Annotated in this window: 12 protein-coding genes; 5 read left to right on the forward strand and 7 right to left on the reverse strand. The window is 50.4% G+C overall.

What is annotated here, in order from left to right; all coding sequences use genetic code 11:
- Positions 1 to 11: 11 nt before the first annotated feature.
- Positions 12 to 1,673 (forward strand): FAD-binding oxidoreductase, encoded by a 1,662-nt coding sequence (locus tag VGS28_01525; GenBank protein ID HEV2412468.1) that lies wholly within the window; start codon positions 12 to 14, stop codon positions 1,671 to 1,673.
- Here the strand turns inward: VGS28_01525 and VGS28_01530 are convergent.
- Positions 1,670 to 2,683, reverse strand: a complete 1,014-nt coding sequence (locus VGS28_01530) for a hypothetical protein (GenBank protein ID HEV2412469.1) — start codon at positions 2,681 to 2,683, stop codon at positions 1,670 to 1,672. The genes VGS28_01525 and VGS28_01530 overlap by 4 nt on opposite strands.
- A 224-nt stretch (positions 2,684 to 2,907) precedes the next feature.
- On the opposite strand from VGS28_01530, the gene VGS28_01535 reads away from it, so the two are divergent.
- Positions 2,908 to 4,230 carry a cohesin domain-containing protein gene (locus VGS28_01535; protein ID HEV2412470.1) on the forward strand — a complete coding sequence of 441 codons (1,323 nt, stop codon included), beginning with the start codon at positions 2,908 to 2,910 and terminating at the stop codon, positions 4,228 to 4,230.
- Between the two features lie 2 nt (positions 4,231 to 4,232).
- On the opposite strand, the gene VGS28_01540 is transcribed toward VGS28_01535, so the two are convergent.
- From VGS28_01540 to VGS28_01550, 3 genes are all read right to left on the reverse strand, one after another.
- Positions 4,233 to 4,544: a hypothetical protein gene (locus VGS28_01540; protein ID HEV2412471.1), complete on the reverse strand. Its 312-nt coding sequence runs from the start codon at positions 4,542 to 4,544 to the stop codon at positions 4,233 to 4,235.
- Positions 4,531 to 6,336 carry a dockerin type I domain-containing protein gene (locus tag VGS28_01545; GenBank protein HEV2412472.1) on the reverse strand — a complete coding sequence of 602 codons (1,806 nt, stop codon included), beginning with the start codon at positions 6,334 to 6,336 and terminating at the stop codon, positions 4,531 to 4,533. Before VGS28_01545 ends, VGS28_01540 begins: the two co-directional genes overlap by 14 nt.
- Positions 6,337 to 6,476: 140 nt before the next feature.
- Entirely contained in the window at positions 6,477 to 7,157 is a 681-nt protein-coding gene (locus VGS28_01550) for an FAD-dependent oxidoreductase (protein ID HEV2412473.1), read from the reverse strand.
- A gap of 124 nt (positions 7,158 to 7,281) precedes the next feature.
- Here VGS28_01550 and VGS28_01555 point away from each other — a divergent pair, with 124 nt between their 5' ends.
- The gene (locus VGS28_01555; GenBank protein HEV2412474.1) at positions 7,282 to 9,633 is read left to right on the forward strand and encodes a phosphatidylglycerol lysyltransferase domain-containing protein; all 2,352 of its coding nucleotides are present in this window, start codon (positions 7,282 to 7,284) and stop codon (positions 9,631 to 9,633) included.
- A 45-nt stretch (positions 9,634 to 9,678) separates the two neighbouring features.
- Entirely contained in the window at positions 9,679 to 10,854 is a 1,176-nt protein-coding gene (locus tag VGS28_01560) for a replication-associated recombination protein A (GenBank protein ID HEV2412475.1), read from the forward strand.
- On the opposite strand, the gene typA is transcribed toward VGS28_01560, so the two are convergent.
- Positions 10,837 to 12,684: a translational GTPase TypA gene (gene typA / locus VGS28_01565; GenBank protein ID HEV2412476.1), complete on the reverse strand. Its 1,848-nt coding sequence runs from the start codon at positions 12,682 to 12,684 to the stop codon at positions 10,837 to 10,839. The two genes, VGS28_01560 and typA, sit on opposite strands and share 18 nt — an antisense overlap.
- Before the next feature lie 122 nt (positions 12,685 to 12,806).
- Between typA and VGS28_01570 the strand changes: the two genes are divergently transcribed.
- Positions 12,807 to 13,406 carry a hypothetical protein gene (locus VGS28_01570; protein ID HEV2412477.1) on the forward strand — a complete coding sequence of 200 codons (600 nt, stop codon included), beginning with the start codon at positions 12,807 to 12,809 and terminating at the stop codon, positions 13,404 to 13,406.
- Between the two features lie 10 nt (positions 13,407 to 13,416).
- Here VGS28_01570 and VGS28_01575 read toward each other — a convergent pair whose 3' ends face one another.
- Both VGS28_01575 and VGS28_01580 read right to left on the reverse strand, forming a co-directional pair.
- Positions 13,417 to 13,947 (reverse strand): hypothetical protein, encoded by a 531-nt coding sequence (locus VGS28_01575; protein HEV2412478.1) that lies wholly within the window; start codon positions 13,945 to 13,947, stop codon positions 13,417 to 13,419.
- Positions 13,948 to 13,988: 41 nt separating this feature from the next.
- Positions 13,989 to 14,527, reverse strand: a 539-nt coding sequence (locus VGS28_01580) for a sensor histidine kinase (protein ID HEV2412479.1), incomplete at its 5' end; no start/stop codon positions are given.

A 14,527-nucleotide genomic window follows, 5' to 3' on the forward strand; every position in this document is an offset into this window, starting at 1 on the left:
ATGATGAGATCATGACAAAACTCACCGACGACCTGAAAAAAGTAATCAAAGGCGAGGTTGACGACACGACTAAAACCCGCGAGTTTTACAGTCACGATGCCAGCCTCTTTGAACTTAAACCTGACGTTGTAGCATCCCCAGCCGACAGCCACGACGTTCAAGAAATCGTCAAGTATGTTGCCTCTCACAGACATGAAGACAGCCGCCTCTCAGTTACCGCCCGCAGTGCCGGCACAGATATGAGCGGCGGGGCTATCAACGAGTCAATCATCATGGATATGAGCAAGCATTTCACAGCTATCGAGAAAGTCGATGCAAAGGAAGCGCGTACGCAACCTGGGGTGCCATACCGTGATTTTGATAAGGAAACACTCAAACATGGCGCGATTCTCCCCTGTTATCCCGCATCAAGGGACCTCTGTACGGTTGGTGGCATGGTGGCTAACAATTCGGGTGGCGAGAAATCGCTCGAGTTCGGTAAGACAGAGAACTTCGTCAAGCAGCTAAAAGTAGTCCTCAGTGATGGCAACGAGTATACTCTTGGCCCACTCAACCGTGACCAACTAAAAGCCAAGATGCTCCAGCATGACTTCGAAGGCCAAATTTACCGCAAGACATATGAATTGATCGATAAAAACTACGATCGTATTAAAGCCGCTAAGCCACATGTCAGCAAGAACTCAACTGGCTATAACCTTTGGGATGTCTGGGACCGCGAAACGGGAATCTTTGACTTGACCAAACTGATCGTTGGCTCGCAGGGCACTCTTGGTATTGTCACTGACATAACCTATCGTCTCGTGCCCCATCGTCCGCATTCGGGGCTACTGGTACTATTCCTGCACGATGTCGACCGACTCGGAGAACTAATCAACGTTGTTCTCAAATCAAAGCCAGCCAGTTTTGAATCATTCGATGACGCTACTCTAATCTTCACCATCCGCTTCATGCCCTACTTTCTGAAAATGCTCGGCCCGATTAGATTCATCAAGCTTCTCATTAGTCTTATACCAGATGGACTCCAACTCCTTAGGGGTATACCAAAGATGATCGTTATGGTCGAATTCAACGGCCATACAGAAGATGAGGTTCGAGAAAAGATTAAGGCGCTTCATCGCGAGCTCAAAGAGTACCACGCCCGTTATGAGATAAACGGTTTTGAAGAGGATCCAACCGAGGGTAAGTCGGAGAAGTTCTGGCTCATGCGACGTCATAGTTTCAATCTTCTGAGACAGAAGGTAAAAGATAAGCACACCGCTCCATTCATCGACGATCTTGTCGTCAACCCGCAGTATCTACCTGAGTTCTTGCCACAGTTAAGGCGAATCGTTAAGAAGTACAAGTTTCTCGCAACGGTTCAGGGTCACGTTGGTGACGGCAACTTCCATATCATTCCACTCATGAAGTTTGAACTACCCAAAGAGCGCGCCAAGATTCAACCCGCCATGAAAGAAGTCAACGAATTAGTTCTTAGCTATAAGGGATCACTATCCGGTGAACACAACGACGGTATGATACGAGGGCCATGGCTGAAAGAGATGTACGGCCCCGAGATACTTAAGATCTTCAGAGAGGCTAAGCAGATTTTTGACCCTGACGGCTTCTTCAACCCACATAAGAAGGCTGAGGCCGAATGGGATTTCAGCTTCTCGCATATTCGAGCAAGTTTCTAGACTGCTGCAGACTCGAGCGCACCTGATTCTACAGCAGCGTCGACGCTCTCCATAAATGCCGCCTGTACGACACGTCTAACTACATTCGGCCGCATTCGAGACGTATTGAGTAGTAACTGGCGACCCTCTAAGAACGCCCGCCTCCCCATTCCCTCACGAAGTCTACAGACAGGAATGCTCGCTCGAATACCTAGGCTGACAAGCGGCTCAATATTGTTACCAAGACCGCTAGCTAAGGCGAGACCGACCAACCCATCTACATCGAATGGGGCTTCATGATGAGAGCAATATGGTAGTGCATTAGCTTGAGGTACGTTCTTGTCCAGGTCACGCTCAACATCATCACGAGCACGAACAAGAGCTTTGTGGTACGCCTTACCCAGCTCAGTCTCTTCAAACGGCAGGGCCTCTTCGCCGGCAACCGGCAGTCCAATGCGCCTACGCGCACAGTCCCGCAAGGCGGCAACAATGGGGTGAATGTCTGAGAATATGTCAGTTACTATCCGTAATCCTTCTACAGGACCTTCGATTTCGTCACCGTGATCAATCGCCTCAGGTAGGCGACGCCCGTCAAGCACGATGAATGTCGTATCGGTATCACCTTGTCTGATAGCTTCTGCAACGGCACCCACTCTGTGCCGTAGATCAGCTTTGACGTATCTACGAACTAGTCCGTGAGGCGAGACAGTAGCTGATAGTGCCGATGCATCAGAGGTATATAGAAAGTCCCGGCCCTGTTGCCCAATGGCAGTGCCGACACCAGCCACAAGCTCACCAATAGCCTGACCACCCAGCGTATGTACCCTCCGCTCCACTTCTGCAAACGGCATACCGAACTCAACTCCTACTAGCCGACTAAGCTCGAGACCCAGAAGACGATAGCTCTGGCCCGTCTCGAAGGTCTCACCGCCAAGTTCGGCGAGGGCCTGCGCTTGAAGACCTTTGCCGGCACACGGTCCGCCTGCCAAGTTTACAACTGGGATCAATCCACCCCTGTACTCAAGACTCATTTCTACTCTCTCTTATAAAACGAGGGATCATCACACATGATTCTCCCTCGAGCTGTTAGTGGTCAAGTATACGATCACCTTACCCGCTGTACAAGGCAAGTCTATATAAACTATCAAGCCATATTATAACATAATTAATTTAGCACAACAAAGTCATCAAGCATCAGTATTTTACTTTGCCATCTGGCATATAGGGTATATAATGCTTACAGTAATCAGCCAAAATGAAAACAAAAATATTCACTGTTTTGTTGGTTCTGGTGGTGGAATTGGTGGCAGGGTTATACCCAGGCCACGCTCATGCTGGCAGTGGTGTTGTATACATCTCACCGTCTGGCGCGAGTGTGCAATCTGGCAATGCCATAACCGTCCAACTTCGCATCAGCCCAGGCACGGCTGTCAATGCCGTCCAAGCGACAGTCGGTTACGATTCTTCAACCCTGCAGTACGACTCTTCAAGTATCGGTGCTTTTTCGACTTGTACAGTAGATACTGGCACCTCTTTTGCGTGCGCAATGCTCGGAAGCAGCACAAGCAGCGATTCGCTAATTGCTAGCATCACCTTTACGGCTCTCGCAGGAAGTGGGAGTACGTCCCTCAGCGTTTCAGGACAGAACGCCGCTTATAACGGCAGCTACACAGATCCGGGAGCTAGTGGTGCTACCATCAGCTTCACTTCCCCGCCTCAGCAATCAGGAGGTGGCGGTGGTGGATCGTCAGGCGGCTCATCATCTACAAGTCATAGCTCTTCACGAAGTAGTACGAGTTCCTCATCGACATCGTCGACGACAACACCATCAACGCCTGTACCAACTCCCGCCACCCCAGTCATTCCACCAAAACTTGTTACATCTGACTTAACTGATGTCCAATTTCAAGCTGCTTCTATTAAATTCTCAGCCAATGTGCCGGTTGAAGGCTACATCATCTTCGGCACAAGCAAGAACGATCTAAACCTTATTACGACGCCGACCGGTTTTGGTAAGAGCGGTTCGGTTAGTTTCGGCCAGGGCCTTACGCCAGGAACGACATACTACTATAAGATGGTCGTTAAAGATGACAGCGGGAACTACGTAGAGAGCAGCCTGAAAAGCCTGACCACAAAGGGTTACACAGTAGTTGTGACCGTTCTCGATAGCAAATATAAACCACTCGTAGGCCAAGTGGTAACTCTCCACTCAACACCAATGTCGGCAACGACTAACTCTCAAGGAGTAGCAACCTTTACAGATGTCGCTCCTGGGCTACATCATGTAGATTATTCTGCTTCGGGTCACACGTACTCACAACCGACATACGTTCTAAATAACGTTGCAACCGCCAAAGACGGCGTCCAGTCGGCACCAACACAGACAAATGCCATAGTCCTCAGTGGCTACGTTCAACCGAAGCATAGTTCTTGGGGAACGTACTTATTTATTACTCTTCTTGTCGTTATCCTATTAGTGGCTTGGCGCTTCATCATGCTCATTCTATCCAACAACCGACGCAACTTCGAGCATTACGCCTCAGCCTTCTTGCCTCACCACGGCAAGTCTCACGCTTAAGATTACTTATTTATAGGAATACAGACATCAGGCTCAATCTCACCTGGCTTGGCACTCCATGAAGGGCAGTAGTAGCCCAGTGAGCGTGCCTTGCTCTGCCACTGAACGGGTACCACGACACCTCCGGCCATAAGCGGCTTCTTTGTGAGTACGGGAGGCTTTTCGCTTTGACGAGAAACGGAAGGGTGCGGTTCTTGTGAGGTGTGTGTATAGACTGACCAATACAGAGCAACCGCGCAAAGAGTGGTCACCACCAGTGCGACGATCAACGTCTTATGTTGGATCGTCTTTCGCAATTTTTTACTCACTGCCATATGCACCTGCTAGGATACTCAAATCAAGAAGGTTGACTACCCCATCCTTATTAATGTCTGCTCTCCCAAGGCTTGGACCCGCCTCTCCATATTCGCTCGCCAAGATACTCAAATCAAGAAGGTTAATGTGCCCATCTAAGTTGATGTCGGCGGGGTAGGCTGGAAAACCTGTCGCCGTGCCGGCCAACGAAAGGTTGTTGGCGTTATCAATCGCTACTACCTGATACTGATACGAAGTGTTCACTACAAGTCCGCTGTCACTAAAGTTGGTTGCGGTCTGGTCTACGGCAATCTCTGTGCCATTTCGATAAACGTTATATCCCTTGATACCAGCACTGGCCGTACTAGCGGTCCATGTAAGGTTGACGTGGGTGGTATCAACGGTCGTCGTGGTCACAACCGGCTGAGTGGGTAGAGAGGTGAAGCCACCGAGACCATTTGGTGAGCCAAGCCCGCTCGGCACATCAAAGCCAGTCGTGGCAGTACAGTGCTGGGTTTGGCCAGACTGACAGTCGTTACCACTGGTGATATCGTGGGAGTTTGAACCGTTGAAATACGTATACGGGACGCTCGAGGCAACCGTGTTACTTGCGACACCCCCTGTCAGTGCGTAGATACCGGCAATTATGGGAGTGGCTAGAGATGTACCACCAACAAGATACCATGAACCATCCACGTTCACTGCAGCACCTGTGTTTGGATCGGCATCGGCTGAGACATCACCAAATGCCCTGTTCGAACCACAGCCATTGGTGCTCCAGCCAGAGTAGCTTGTCTGCCATGCCGGGGCACTATAACTTGAACAGCCCCCACCGGAATCTCCCCAGACTGTCTCACTAGCCCAAGTATTATCTACATTAACCGCTAGCGTTGTACCTGAGACGGCTACGACATCGGGATTGTCGGCAGGCCAGGCTTGCGCTCCGCTTGCTCCTTCCGAAGCTGTGTCTCCAGTCGCTGCTACCTCGGCAATGTTACTGAATTCAAAATGACTATCAAGGCTGGAGTCATCACCCCCACTCCAACTGTTAGATATGGAGACCGGGCTGAACGTGGCAGCTTCAGAGTTGGCCGTAGCTAGATTGGTGCTCTGGTCGTCGTTAGATTGGACAAGCACAATCTTGCATGTCTGACAGATTGTATGTGCCGTCTCTACATCGAGAGCCATCTCAATCGTCCAACCGTAGTTATTCTGCGGTAAAGCAGCAGGCAGACTAGCCCCGCCTGTCTGGTTGACGACGTCAAGACAGCCATTTGTCGCATCACAGTTTGGGATACCATAGTTTTGGCTATAGTCGTCGACCGAGGTATAAAGATTGCTCACACCACCTTCAAATCCGCCCGCATCAACAATCGCTATCGTCTGCGGTCCAAAGCTGCCTGGTGTTGAGCAGATCGATTGGACACTGCCCCCTGGAGCACACGGTAAGTTATAGGCAGTATGAAACTGAGCTGGTCCGTAGCCACTGACCTGCGATGGCTTACTGATTAGAGGCGTCCCGTTATTATTGATTGACTCTTGGGCTAGACAGTGGGCATGACCTGGAAGGGGAACACCACATATGTCACGGCTCATCCTGTCCGTAATTGCGCGACGTACTTCTTGGACACGAAGAGCCTCAGGGTGGAATGAGTCATTGGTTGAAGTAACATGCGACTGGCTGAATAGTAAGAGAGCGCTCGCGACAGCAACGACGATAGCTGCAAAAACAAGTCCGTGCTGGATACCAAGCCGACGAACTTTTCTGTGTTCTTCGTCATAGCGGCTAAATGAGGGGCGCTCCCCGTACATAGCTCGTTATAGTTCGAGGGAAACTCCCTCAAACTGATTACTCCCTGTTTGTTTTTGGTGATCTACGGCACCTCGCCGTCTTGTCTCAAAGTATAGCGAACTGCTTACGTTTTGTACAGAGATAGGTCTAGAGATAAAGTTTAGTAGTCTGTGTAACCTGGGAACCAGTCGCGAGTCAGCTGTGATTCTTCTAGTCCTGCCTTCATCAAACCCACACCTATGGCGTCAACCATACCCTGTGGGCCGGTTATATAAACCTGGGAAGCGTTTAAACCCGGGACCAGCTCGTGGCATTTTTCAGGGGTCAGTCGCTCACCAATCACATAGTGAACTTTGAGCTCTGGATGGCTCATCCGCCAGTGTTCAATTTCGTCACCAAAGACAACGTCTCTCTCTTTGTTTGCATAGACCAGTATCGCAGGAACTGGTTCGTTGTCGTAGACGCGTTGCTTAAGGATGGAATGCACTGGGGTTATGCCAATCCCCCCCGCGATGAAGACAAGGGGCAGAGCACTCTCCCTCCAGATGAAATCACCCTCGATACCATCAACCGTAATCTCCCCGCCAATTGGTATGTGATCGAGCGCCTGTTTGAACGTACTCTGCGACACGTGAGTCGTAATAGCCGGGTGTTTCTCGTATGGAGGTGCCGAGATCGTGAACCAGTGCTCAAACTCAAGTCGATCTTCAGGGTCACCTTCGTGGTCAAGCTCAACCCTCATATACTGTCCAGCCACCCAGGAGACAGGCTGCTCGGGCTCAAACACGAACGATGTTACATCACCAACTTCTTTATCTTTTCGTAGTAGTTTAAAGCGCATAGGCCAGTTCTCCTTAAGCAGTTAGTAGTTCTTCATGCCTGATTATAACGGTCAGATACGAAAAGACGTACGGTATGATGGTAGTAGCAGTATTTTGTTTGACGTATAGTAGAGGCAAGTGTCTATGAGTATTCCCCGTGAACCCCGAAGTCAGACTTCCCTCAGGGTATCGCTTGTCGCATGGTTAGTGCGTCTAGCCGGTATCGGTGCCATCCTGGAGACGCTGTCGCAGCGAGTACCGCACAAAATCGCTCATACGATCTATTACGTCGACGCCAATCCGATACTTGCTTCGAGAGTCCTTGATATCGCTTTAGGCCTCGCCCTTCTCTATCTCGCTCAGCAGCTGGCTCGCCGTAAATTCAGCGCCTACTATCTGACTGTCACTATTCTTGTCATCTTGATCGGTGCCGAATTTGTCAGATTCAAGCATATGGGCCAGCTCTTTTTGTATGCCAGCGTCTTAGCAATTCTACTTCTGACCCGTCACCTCTATGATGTTAAGAATGATAGCGTCAGTTTCCGTAGAATTGCCCTTGTCTCAACGATGCTCCTAGGCGTCACCTTTGTTTATGGGACAATCGGTTTCCTGCTTTTGAGAAAAGCTGAATTCCATCACATCTTCTCTGTCGATGAAGCCATGGAATACACGCTAAGACAGATGGCTACACTTGGTGACTACACACTTGTCACGCATAGTAAGCATGCCCGGCTCTTTTTGCAGACCCTCAACGCCGCTACAGATACGTCACTTGTTCTCGTCTTCACGGCTCTTTTTAGGCCCATCCGTTTCCGCGTTGGAGCACTACCATACGAACGCCATGTAGCTGAAGAGATACTGGATAAGTGGTCTGACTCAACCGAGGATTACTTTAAGCTATGGCCCCGCGACAAACACTACTTCTTCAATGCCTATCGTGATGCGTTTGTAGCCTATAAACTCGTCGGCAGCACTGCCATTGTGCTCGATGGACCAAGCGGTAACCCAGATCATATAGAGGAGTTGGTTAAGGAGTTTTCTGAATATTGTGCGGTCAACAGCTGGCGGTTAACGGTTGTCCACAGCGATTCTCGCCTACGGACTCTTTACGAGTCGATGGACCTAAAAGAGTTGGCGATAGGCCAGGAAGCCGTTGTCAGTATCCCGGAGTTTGCGGCTAAGACTCAAGGTAATAAACACTTCAGATACGTCAAGAATAGAGCTGAGCGAGAGAACCTTCACTTTAGTCTCTGGCAGGCACCTTTAACTGACGAACAGATCGGTCAACTCCGAGAGGTGTCGGCGAGCTGGCTCAGACATAACAACCGGCATGAATACACCTTTGCGATGGGCTACTTTGACGAAGAATATCTCCGTAGCTGTGTGGTGGCAACATTGCAGGACGCTGACGGTCGCGTCATCGCCTACACAAATGTCGTTCCTAGCTTTGTTGGTAAAGCACGCACCATCGATCACATGCGCTCTGTCCCGGAGGTTTCGCAGGTTGCTATGCACTTCCTGCTCATGCGCTTGATTCTCAGTCTTAACGACCAGCAGATTGAGATGTTTAACTTGGGCTTCGTTCCGCTTGCTGACGTATCGGAAGAAAAAAAACATAGCGCCAGTGAACGCGCCTTATCTATCATCAAGCGATTTGGTGGTGGCGTCTATTCGTTCGGTGGGCTAGAACAATTCAAGGGTAAATTCGAACCTGATTGGCAACCACGCTACCTCTATTACCCGCCGCAATCACTCGTTCAGGTCGCCAGTGCCCTTAACACCGCGGTCAGCATCGACCCGACCAGCAATAAGTTGCGCAGGTTGAAAAAGGCCAAAACACTCGTTTGGCCACTAGCTCTTACGGGGGCCATTGCTAATGCATCGTGGCCACTTGCCTACTTTTATAACCGGCACATGCTCTTCAGAGGACTCGTCAGCGACCTCGGTCAGCAAGGGCAACACCATGCCTTTCTCTTCAATACGCTAGATGTAGTCGGCGGATCGGCCGTTCTTATTCTTGCTATCTGGCTCTACATACGAGCAAAGCCATCGCTTAACCAGTTCGCACATTTTGGGACGTTGGCTTTCGCTCTAGGCGGCCTTGGAGGTATCATCGCAGCCCTCACTCCACTTAGCGCCCGACTTGAGTCGACGACCGTTCAGTACCTTATCCATCACATCAGCACCAAAGTACTCATCCACGGTGGTGCCAGCACGTTAAACTCAGGCGGGTTCCTGGTGGCAATGATCCTATGGGTGCTTTGGAAGAAGCGTGAGGTTGAACATAAACCTGTCTACACGCTCTTTGTCCTGGCGACCGTTCTGGTCGGAGTATTCGGCTTCTTTCTTGGGATCTACTTCCCGCTCGTGGGCTTCAGCGCACAAAGAGTATTCATCATTCTGCAGTCAACTTGGATGGTCTGGTTCCCGCTCGCACTCTTAGAGCAAGGTACACGCCACCGCACCAAGATAGCTGCCAATCAAGTCTCAACCTAGTCTCCGGAGCTTGCCCTTGACACTCCCACGGTGCATGATGATGGTATGGAAAAGCCACTTCCCGAACGAATGCGGCCGCGAAAACTCGATGACGTCGTAGGTCAGGACCACCTGACAGGTAAAGGGAAGCTCTTTGGGGTTATCGTTGAACGCAAACAACCAGTCAACCTGATCCTCTGGGGTCCGCCAGGGAGCGGTAAGACGACGATCGCTAGAATCTTAGCTCACGAGACAGGCGCCGACTTTACTGAGCTCAGCGCAGTTAGCACGGGTAAGGCGGACATCCGTGAGGTCGTCAAACGAGCGATGGAGAATCAAGCTCAAGGTAAGCCAACGATCGTTTTCGTTGACGAGATCCACCGCTTTAATAAGGCCCAACAAGATATCTTCCTGCCATATGTTGAAGGTGGGCTCCTAACTCTAATCGGGGCGACCACCGAGAACCCTAGTTTTGAGGTTATTGGCCCGCTCTTATCGAGGAGCCGGGTTGTAGTTCTAAACCCGCACTCAGCCGATGACCTGCGGAAGATAATTGCCAACGCGATCAAAGCCGAGAAAAGCACATCTCGAGTTAGTAAAGAAGCGACAGAGATGCTCGTTGGCCTAGCCGATGGCGATGCTCGAGTTGCTCTTAGTAATCTCGAGCTTGCCCTGCAGACAACGAAAGGCAAGATCACGCCCGAGATCATTCAGACCGTTGCCCAAAAAAGATCACCACACTACGACAAAAATGGCGAGGCGCACTATAACATCATCTCTGCGTTCATAAAAAGCATGAGAGGCGGCGACCCAACGGCTGCTACCTACTACATGGCCCGCATGCTACAAGCCGGCGAGGATCCTAAGTTCATTGCACGTCGTATGGTAATCTTCGCCAGTGAAGACATAGGCCTTGCGGGCAATGGAGCAGTCAGCCTTGCCGTCTCAACCTTCCTGGCGGTTGAGCGGGTTGGCCTGCCTGAGTGTCAGTTCAGCCTCTTTCACTGCGCCATCGCCCTCACCAAAGCCAAAAAGTCCAGAGAAGTCACGAAAGTCATGGGAAAGGCTTTGAAGGCTGCCGAGGAATACCCTGATGCGCAAGTTCCTCTACATCTGCGCAACGCCCCTACCAAACTGATGAAAGACCTCGGCTACAACCAGGGTTACGAATGGTCGGCAGGCTTCGAGCATGAGAAGGGGTTTCTTCCCAATGAGTTAAAATCCCTAGACTTCTTTCGCTAAGAGGACTTTCTGGTGGCTGCGCTTTCGCTCGGTCGGATTGAGATGGCGCTTACGGAGTCGGAGGTTTTCTGGAGTAACTTCAAGTAGTTCGTCATCCGCTAAGAAGTCGAGATATTGTTCGAGACTAAGACGAGTGTATGGTGTAAGCTGAATCGTTCCCTCAGAAGAAGAGCTACGTAGGTTCGTCAACTGCTTACCCTTGCAGACGTTCATGTCAAGGTCTTCCTGGCGGTTGTTAATACCCACGATCATTCCCTGGTAGACTTGCGTACCTGGTCCGACGAATAGTTCGCCGCGTGCTTCAGCAATGTCGAGCGCAAAAGCAGTCGTCGGCCCGGCTTCAGTGGCAATCAAGGCACCGTTTCGGATATTTATGGGCGCAGGACCTACGGGTTGATATCCGTCGGGGAGACTGTGCGTGATAACAGTCCCCTTGGTAGACGTCAGGAGCTGGCCTCGAAGACCGAGAAGCGAGCGGGTTGTTATAGCATAGGTAAATCGGCTGGAACCCGAGTTGGTTGAAGACTGACTCTTCAGGATGGCTCGTCGCTTACCCAACTCCTGGTTGATAACTCCAACGAATTCGTCAGGGACTTCGATCAAAAGCTCTTCGACTGGTTCCTGTGTGACGCCATCGATAACGGCTGTTACAACCTGTGGTCGACCAACCTCAAATTCATAGCCTTCACGGCGAAGCGTTTCAATAAGAACACTGAGATGTAATTCGCCACGGCCACTGATAGAAAACCCTATACCTTGCTCTTCAACGCGAAGTGCAACGTTCGTTTCAAGTTCGCGCCTTAACCTATCCCCAATCTGGCGGCCAGTCGTAAACTGCCCTTCCTTGCCCTTGAGAGGCGACGTATTGGGGCCAAGATACATCTTTAGTGTTGGAGATTCAACCGAGATAACCGGTAGTGCTTCCGGCAGCTTTGAATCGGCTACAGTCTCACCGATATGGGCGCCTTCGATACCCGACAGTGTCACAATGTCGCCGGCAATCGCCTCGTCAACTTCCACCTTACCGAGCCCCTTGCTGGCAAAGATCTTCTCAATCTTAGTCGAGACTTTAGTGCCATCGGTCTTGATAAGAGCTGCCTCTTGGCCTCTTCGTATATGGCCTCTCTTCAGCCGACCGATAACCTGTTTACCAAGAAAGTTGTCATACCCGAGGGCTGTGATAAGGAACTGAAAAGGCTCGTCTGCTCCGCTAACTTCCGGAGCTGGTATAATCTCGACAATCGCTTTAAGGAGGGTCGTCAGGTCGGCTTTCTCACTTGTGTCTGAGGGCATTGAATCCCAGATCTTACCGTCACGCCCGATCGAATAGTAGGTTGGATAATGTAACTGGCTCTCATGTGTAGCCAACTCAAGGAAAAGGTCGGCTACTTCATCTTCAACTTCGCTAATGCGGCGGTTTGGTTTGTCGATCTTGTTGATAATGACGATCGGCACCAGATCCATATCGAGTGCCTTGCGTAGAACAAATTTGGTCTGTGGCATTGGGCCTTCCTGAGCATCTACGATCAGAAGAACACCATCCGCCATCGTGAGCGTCCGTTCTACCTCACCCGAAAAGTCGGCATGACCTGGTGTGTCGACTATGTTTATAGTATAGCCATCGTACTCGATCGCCGTGTGCTTAGCCGTAATGGTGATGCCACGTTCTTTCTCTTGGTCACCACTATCCATGATCAGTACTTGGCTCATCTCATCTTGGTTATCACGAAATATATGCGACTGCTTCAAGAGACCGTCAAGAAGCGTCGTCTTACCGTGGTCGACGTGAGCAATTATGGCGATGTTACGAATATGGCGAGCGTCTCTCATAAAACAGACCCACATTGAAGAGGTGGGCTCCCTTAATCTCTTACGCTTATTCTACCACGTATACCAGAGTACGTACAGACTTAAATTGTGCTAGTAGGTAACTTATTTTATAATAATCTATTATGCCTAGGTACGAGGGCTACGGTCCACTCTATCTCCCGGGTGACCCACGATCTGAACGAGTCAAGCTGACCGCAACCGAAGTTGGTCAGTTTATTCAGTTACGCGAGGCTGGTGTTTTGGCGCAGATGGTCCTCAACGGCCTGGTAGCTATGGATGTGATTGAAGGAGCCAACACGCTTATCGCACGCCGGGCTTACCACCTTGAAAGTGTACCTATTCGAGTAGTACGGTTTAATAGCGAGCGCGGTAGAATGGTGTTCGGTGTCTCGTGGGGACAGCCCGGCTTATTCGCAGAATCAGTGGGGCGGCTACAGGACGCTCAAGACTGCTGGCGTATCTGTACCCGTTCGCTCGGTCGTCACGCCGCCGTAGCGGCCATTGAAACACCCGGTATGCCGACCCTTGCCCATGAAAGATGCGAGCTTATCGCACTTCAAGCTCAAGAGAAGATGGATATGTACCCAGACCCACTGCGCCATCTGGATGTATCACTCAGCGTCATCGATGCTCGCCCTCCTTTTTGGCGACCGCGACCGGACGAGGGCCTTTCACGGGCAGGCAGTGGCCTCCGACTAGTACCTCCCCCAGACGAAGTTTAGATAACTGGGCTTACTTCTTCCTTGGCTGCCACAAGATGCTCTTGGCCTGTGAGGCTAAGATATAGATAACAAAGAGAGTCGCTGCAATATTACCCATCACACCAAGAAGCACGGCCATGGTATCCGTCGTCAGGGTAACCGCTGAATACGAAGTGACAAGTGAGGAGACTGCGCCGACTAAAAAGAGCGAAGCAATGAAGAGCATGATCTTATTTCGTCCCCAATGAATGGGAGTGCCGTCGCTGTTTTTAACATGTATGATAACTGCCATCTCGATACCTGCCACTACGGCAAAGATGGCTCGCGTGAGTACGATCGGATCATGGAAGTAATAAAAACTACTAGTATATGCCGACCAGATGATATTAAGCTTAGTAGTCATAGCCAAATCACCGATAGACAGAATATATTGGAGCGTACGTAAGTTATAGAGCCAGACAAGTGTACCAGGGATAAGGAAGATGGCAATGAGGCCAGTCACGACGGCGATTGGTTTAATACGTCGCACTGATCGACTGACCGCACGTATGGCTCGTTGCATAGTACTACTGATCATATAGTACTACCGAGGGTAAGCGCAAATCAGCGTTTTGATTGAGTTGGCTTGAGATCCGTTGCCAGCGGCAGCTGTAATCGAACGAGGGTACCCTTGCCAACATCACTTTCTATGACGATCCGCCCGTCATGCCGATCTGCAATCAGTTTGGCAAGCGATAATCCAAGCCCGAAGCCTGTTGTCTTTTCCTTTGAACGAGACTGATCGGCTCGATAGAAGCGCTCGAAGATATGCTCAAGATCTTCTTTACCAATACCTATCCCATGGTCATAAACGGTGACAACAGCGTAGTGACCTTGGCGTGAAAGTCCGATGTGAACTTTGCTACCCTCTGGGCTGTATTTGATAGCATTATCCAGAAAGATGACCAGCAGCTCCACGAGACTGGCCTTATCGCCTTTAGCTTTGACTGGTACCGTATCAACACTAAGTGATACCTGACGTTGTTTTGCCATTTTTGCAACATGATTCTTGGCCTCGTGGACAATATCTACCATCTCAACCGCACCCGTACCGTTACCTGAGCCACCACGAACGTCATGCCGCGTAATTTCTAGGAGGACGT

The organism is Candidatus Saccharimonadales bacterium (assembly GCA_035945435.1).
In the GTDB taxonomy this organism is placed as follows: Bacteria; Patescibacteriota; Saccharimonadia; order Saccharimonadales; family DASZAF01; genus DASZAF01.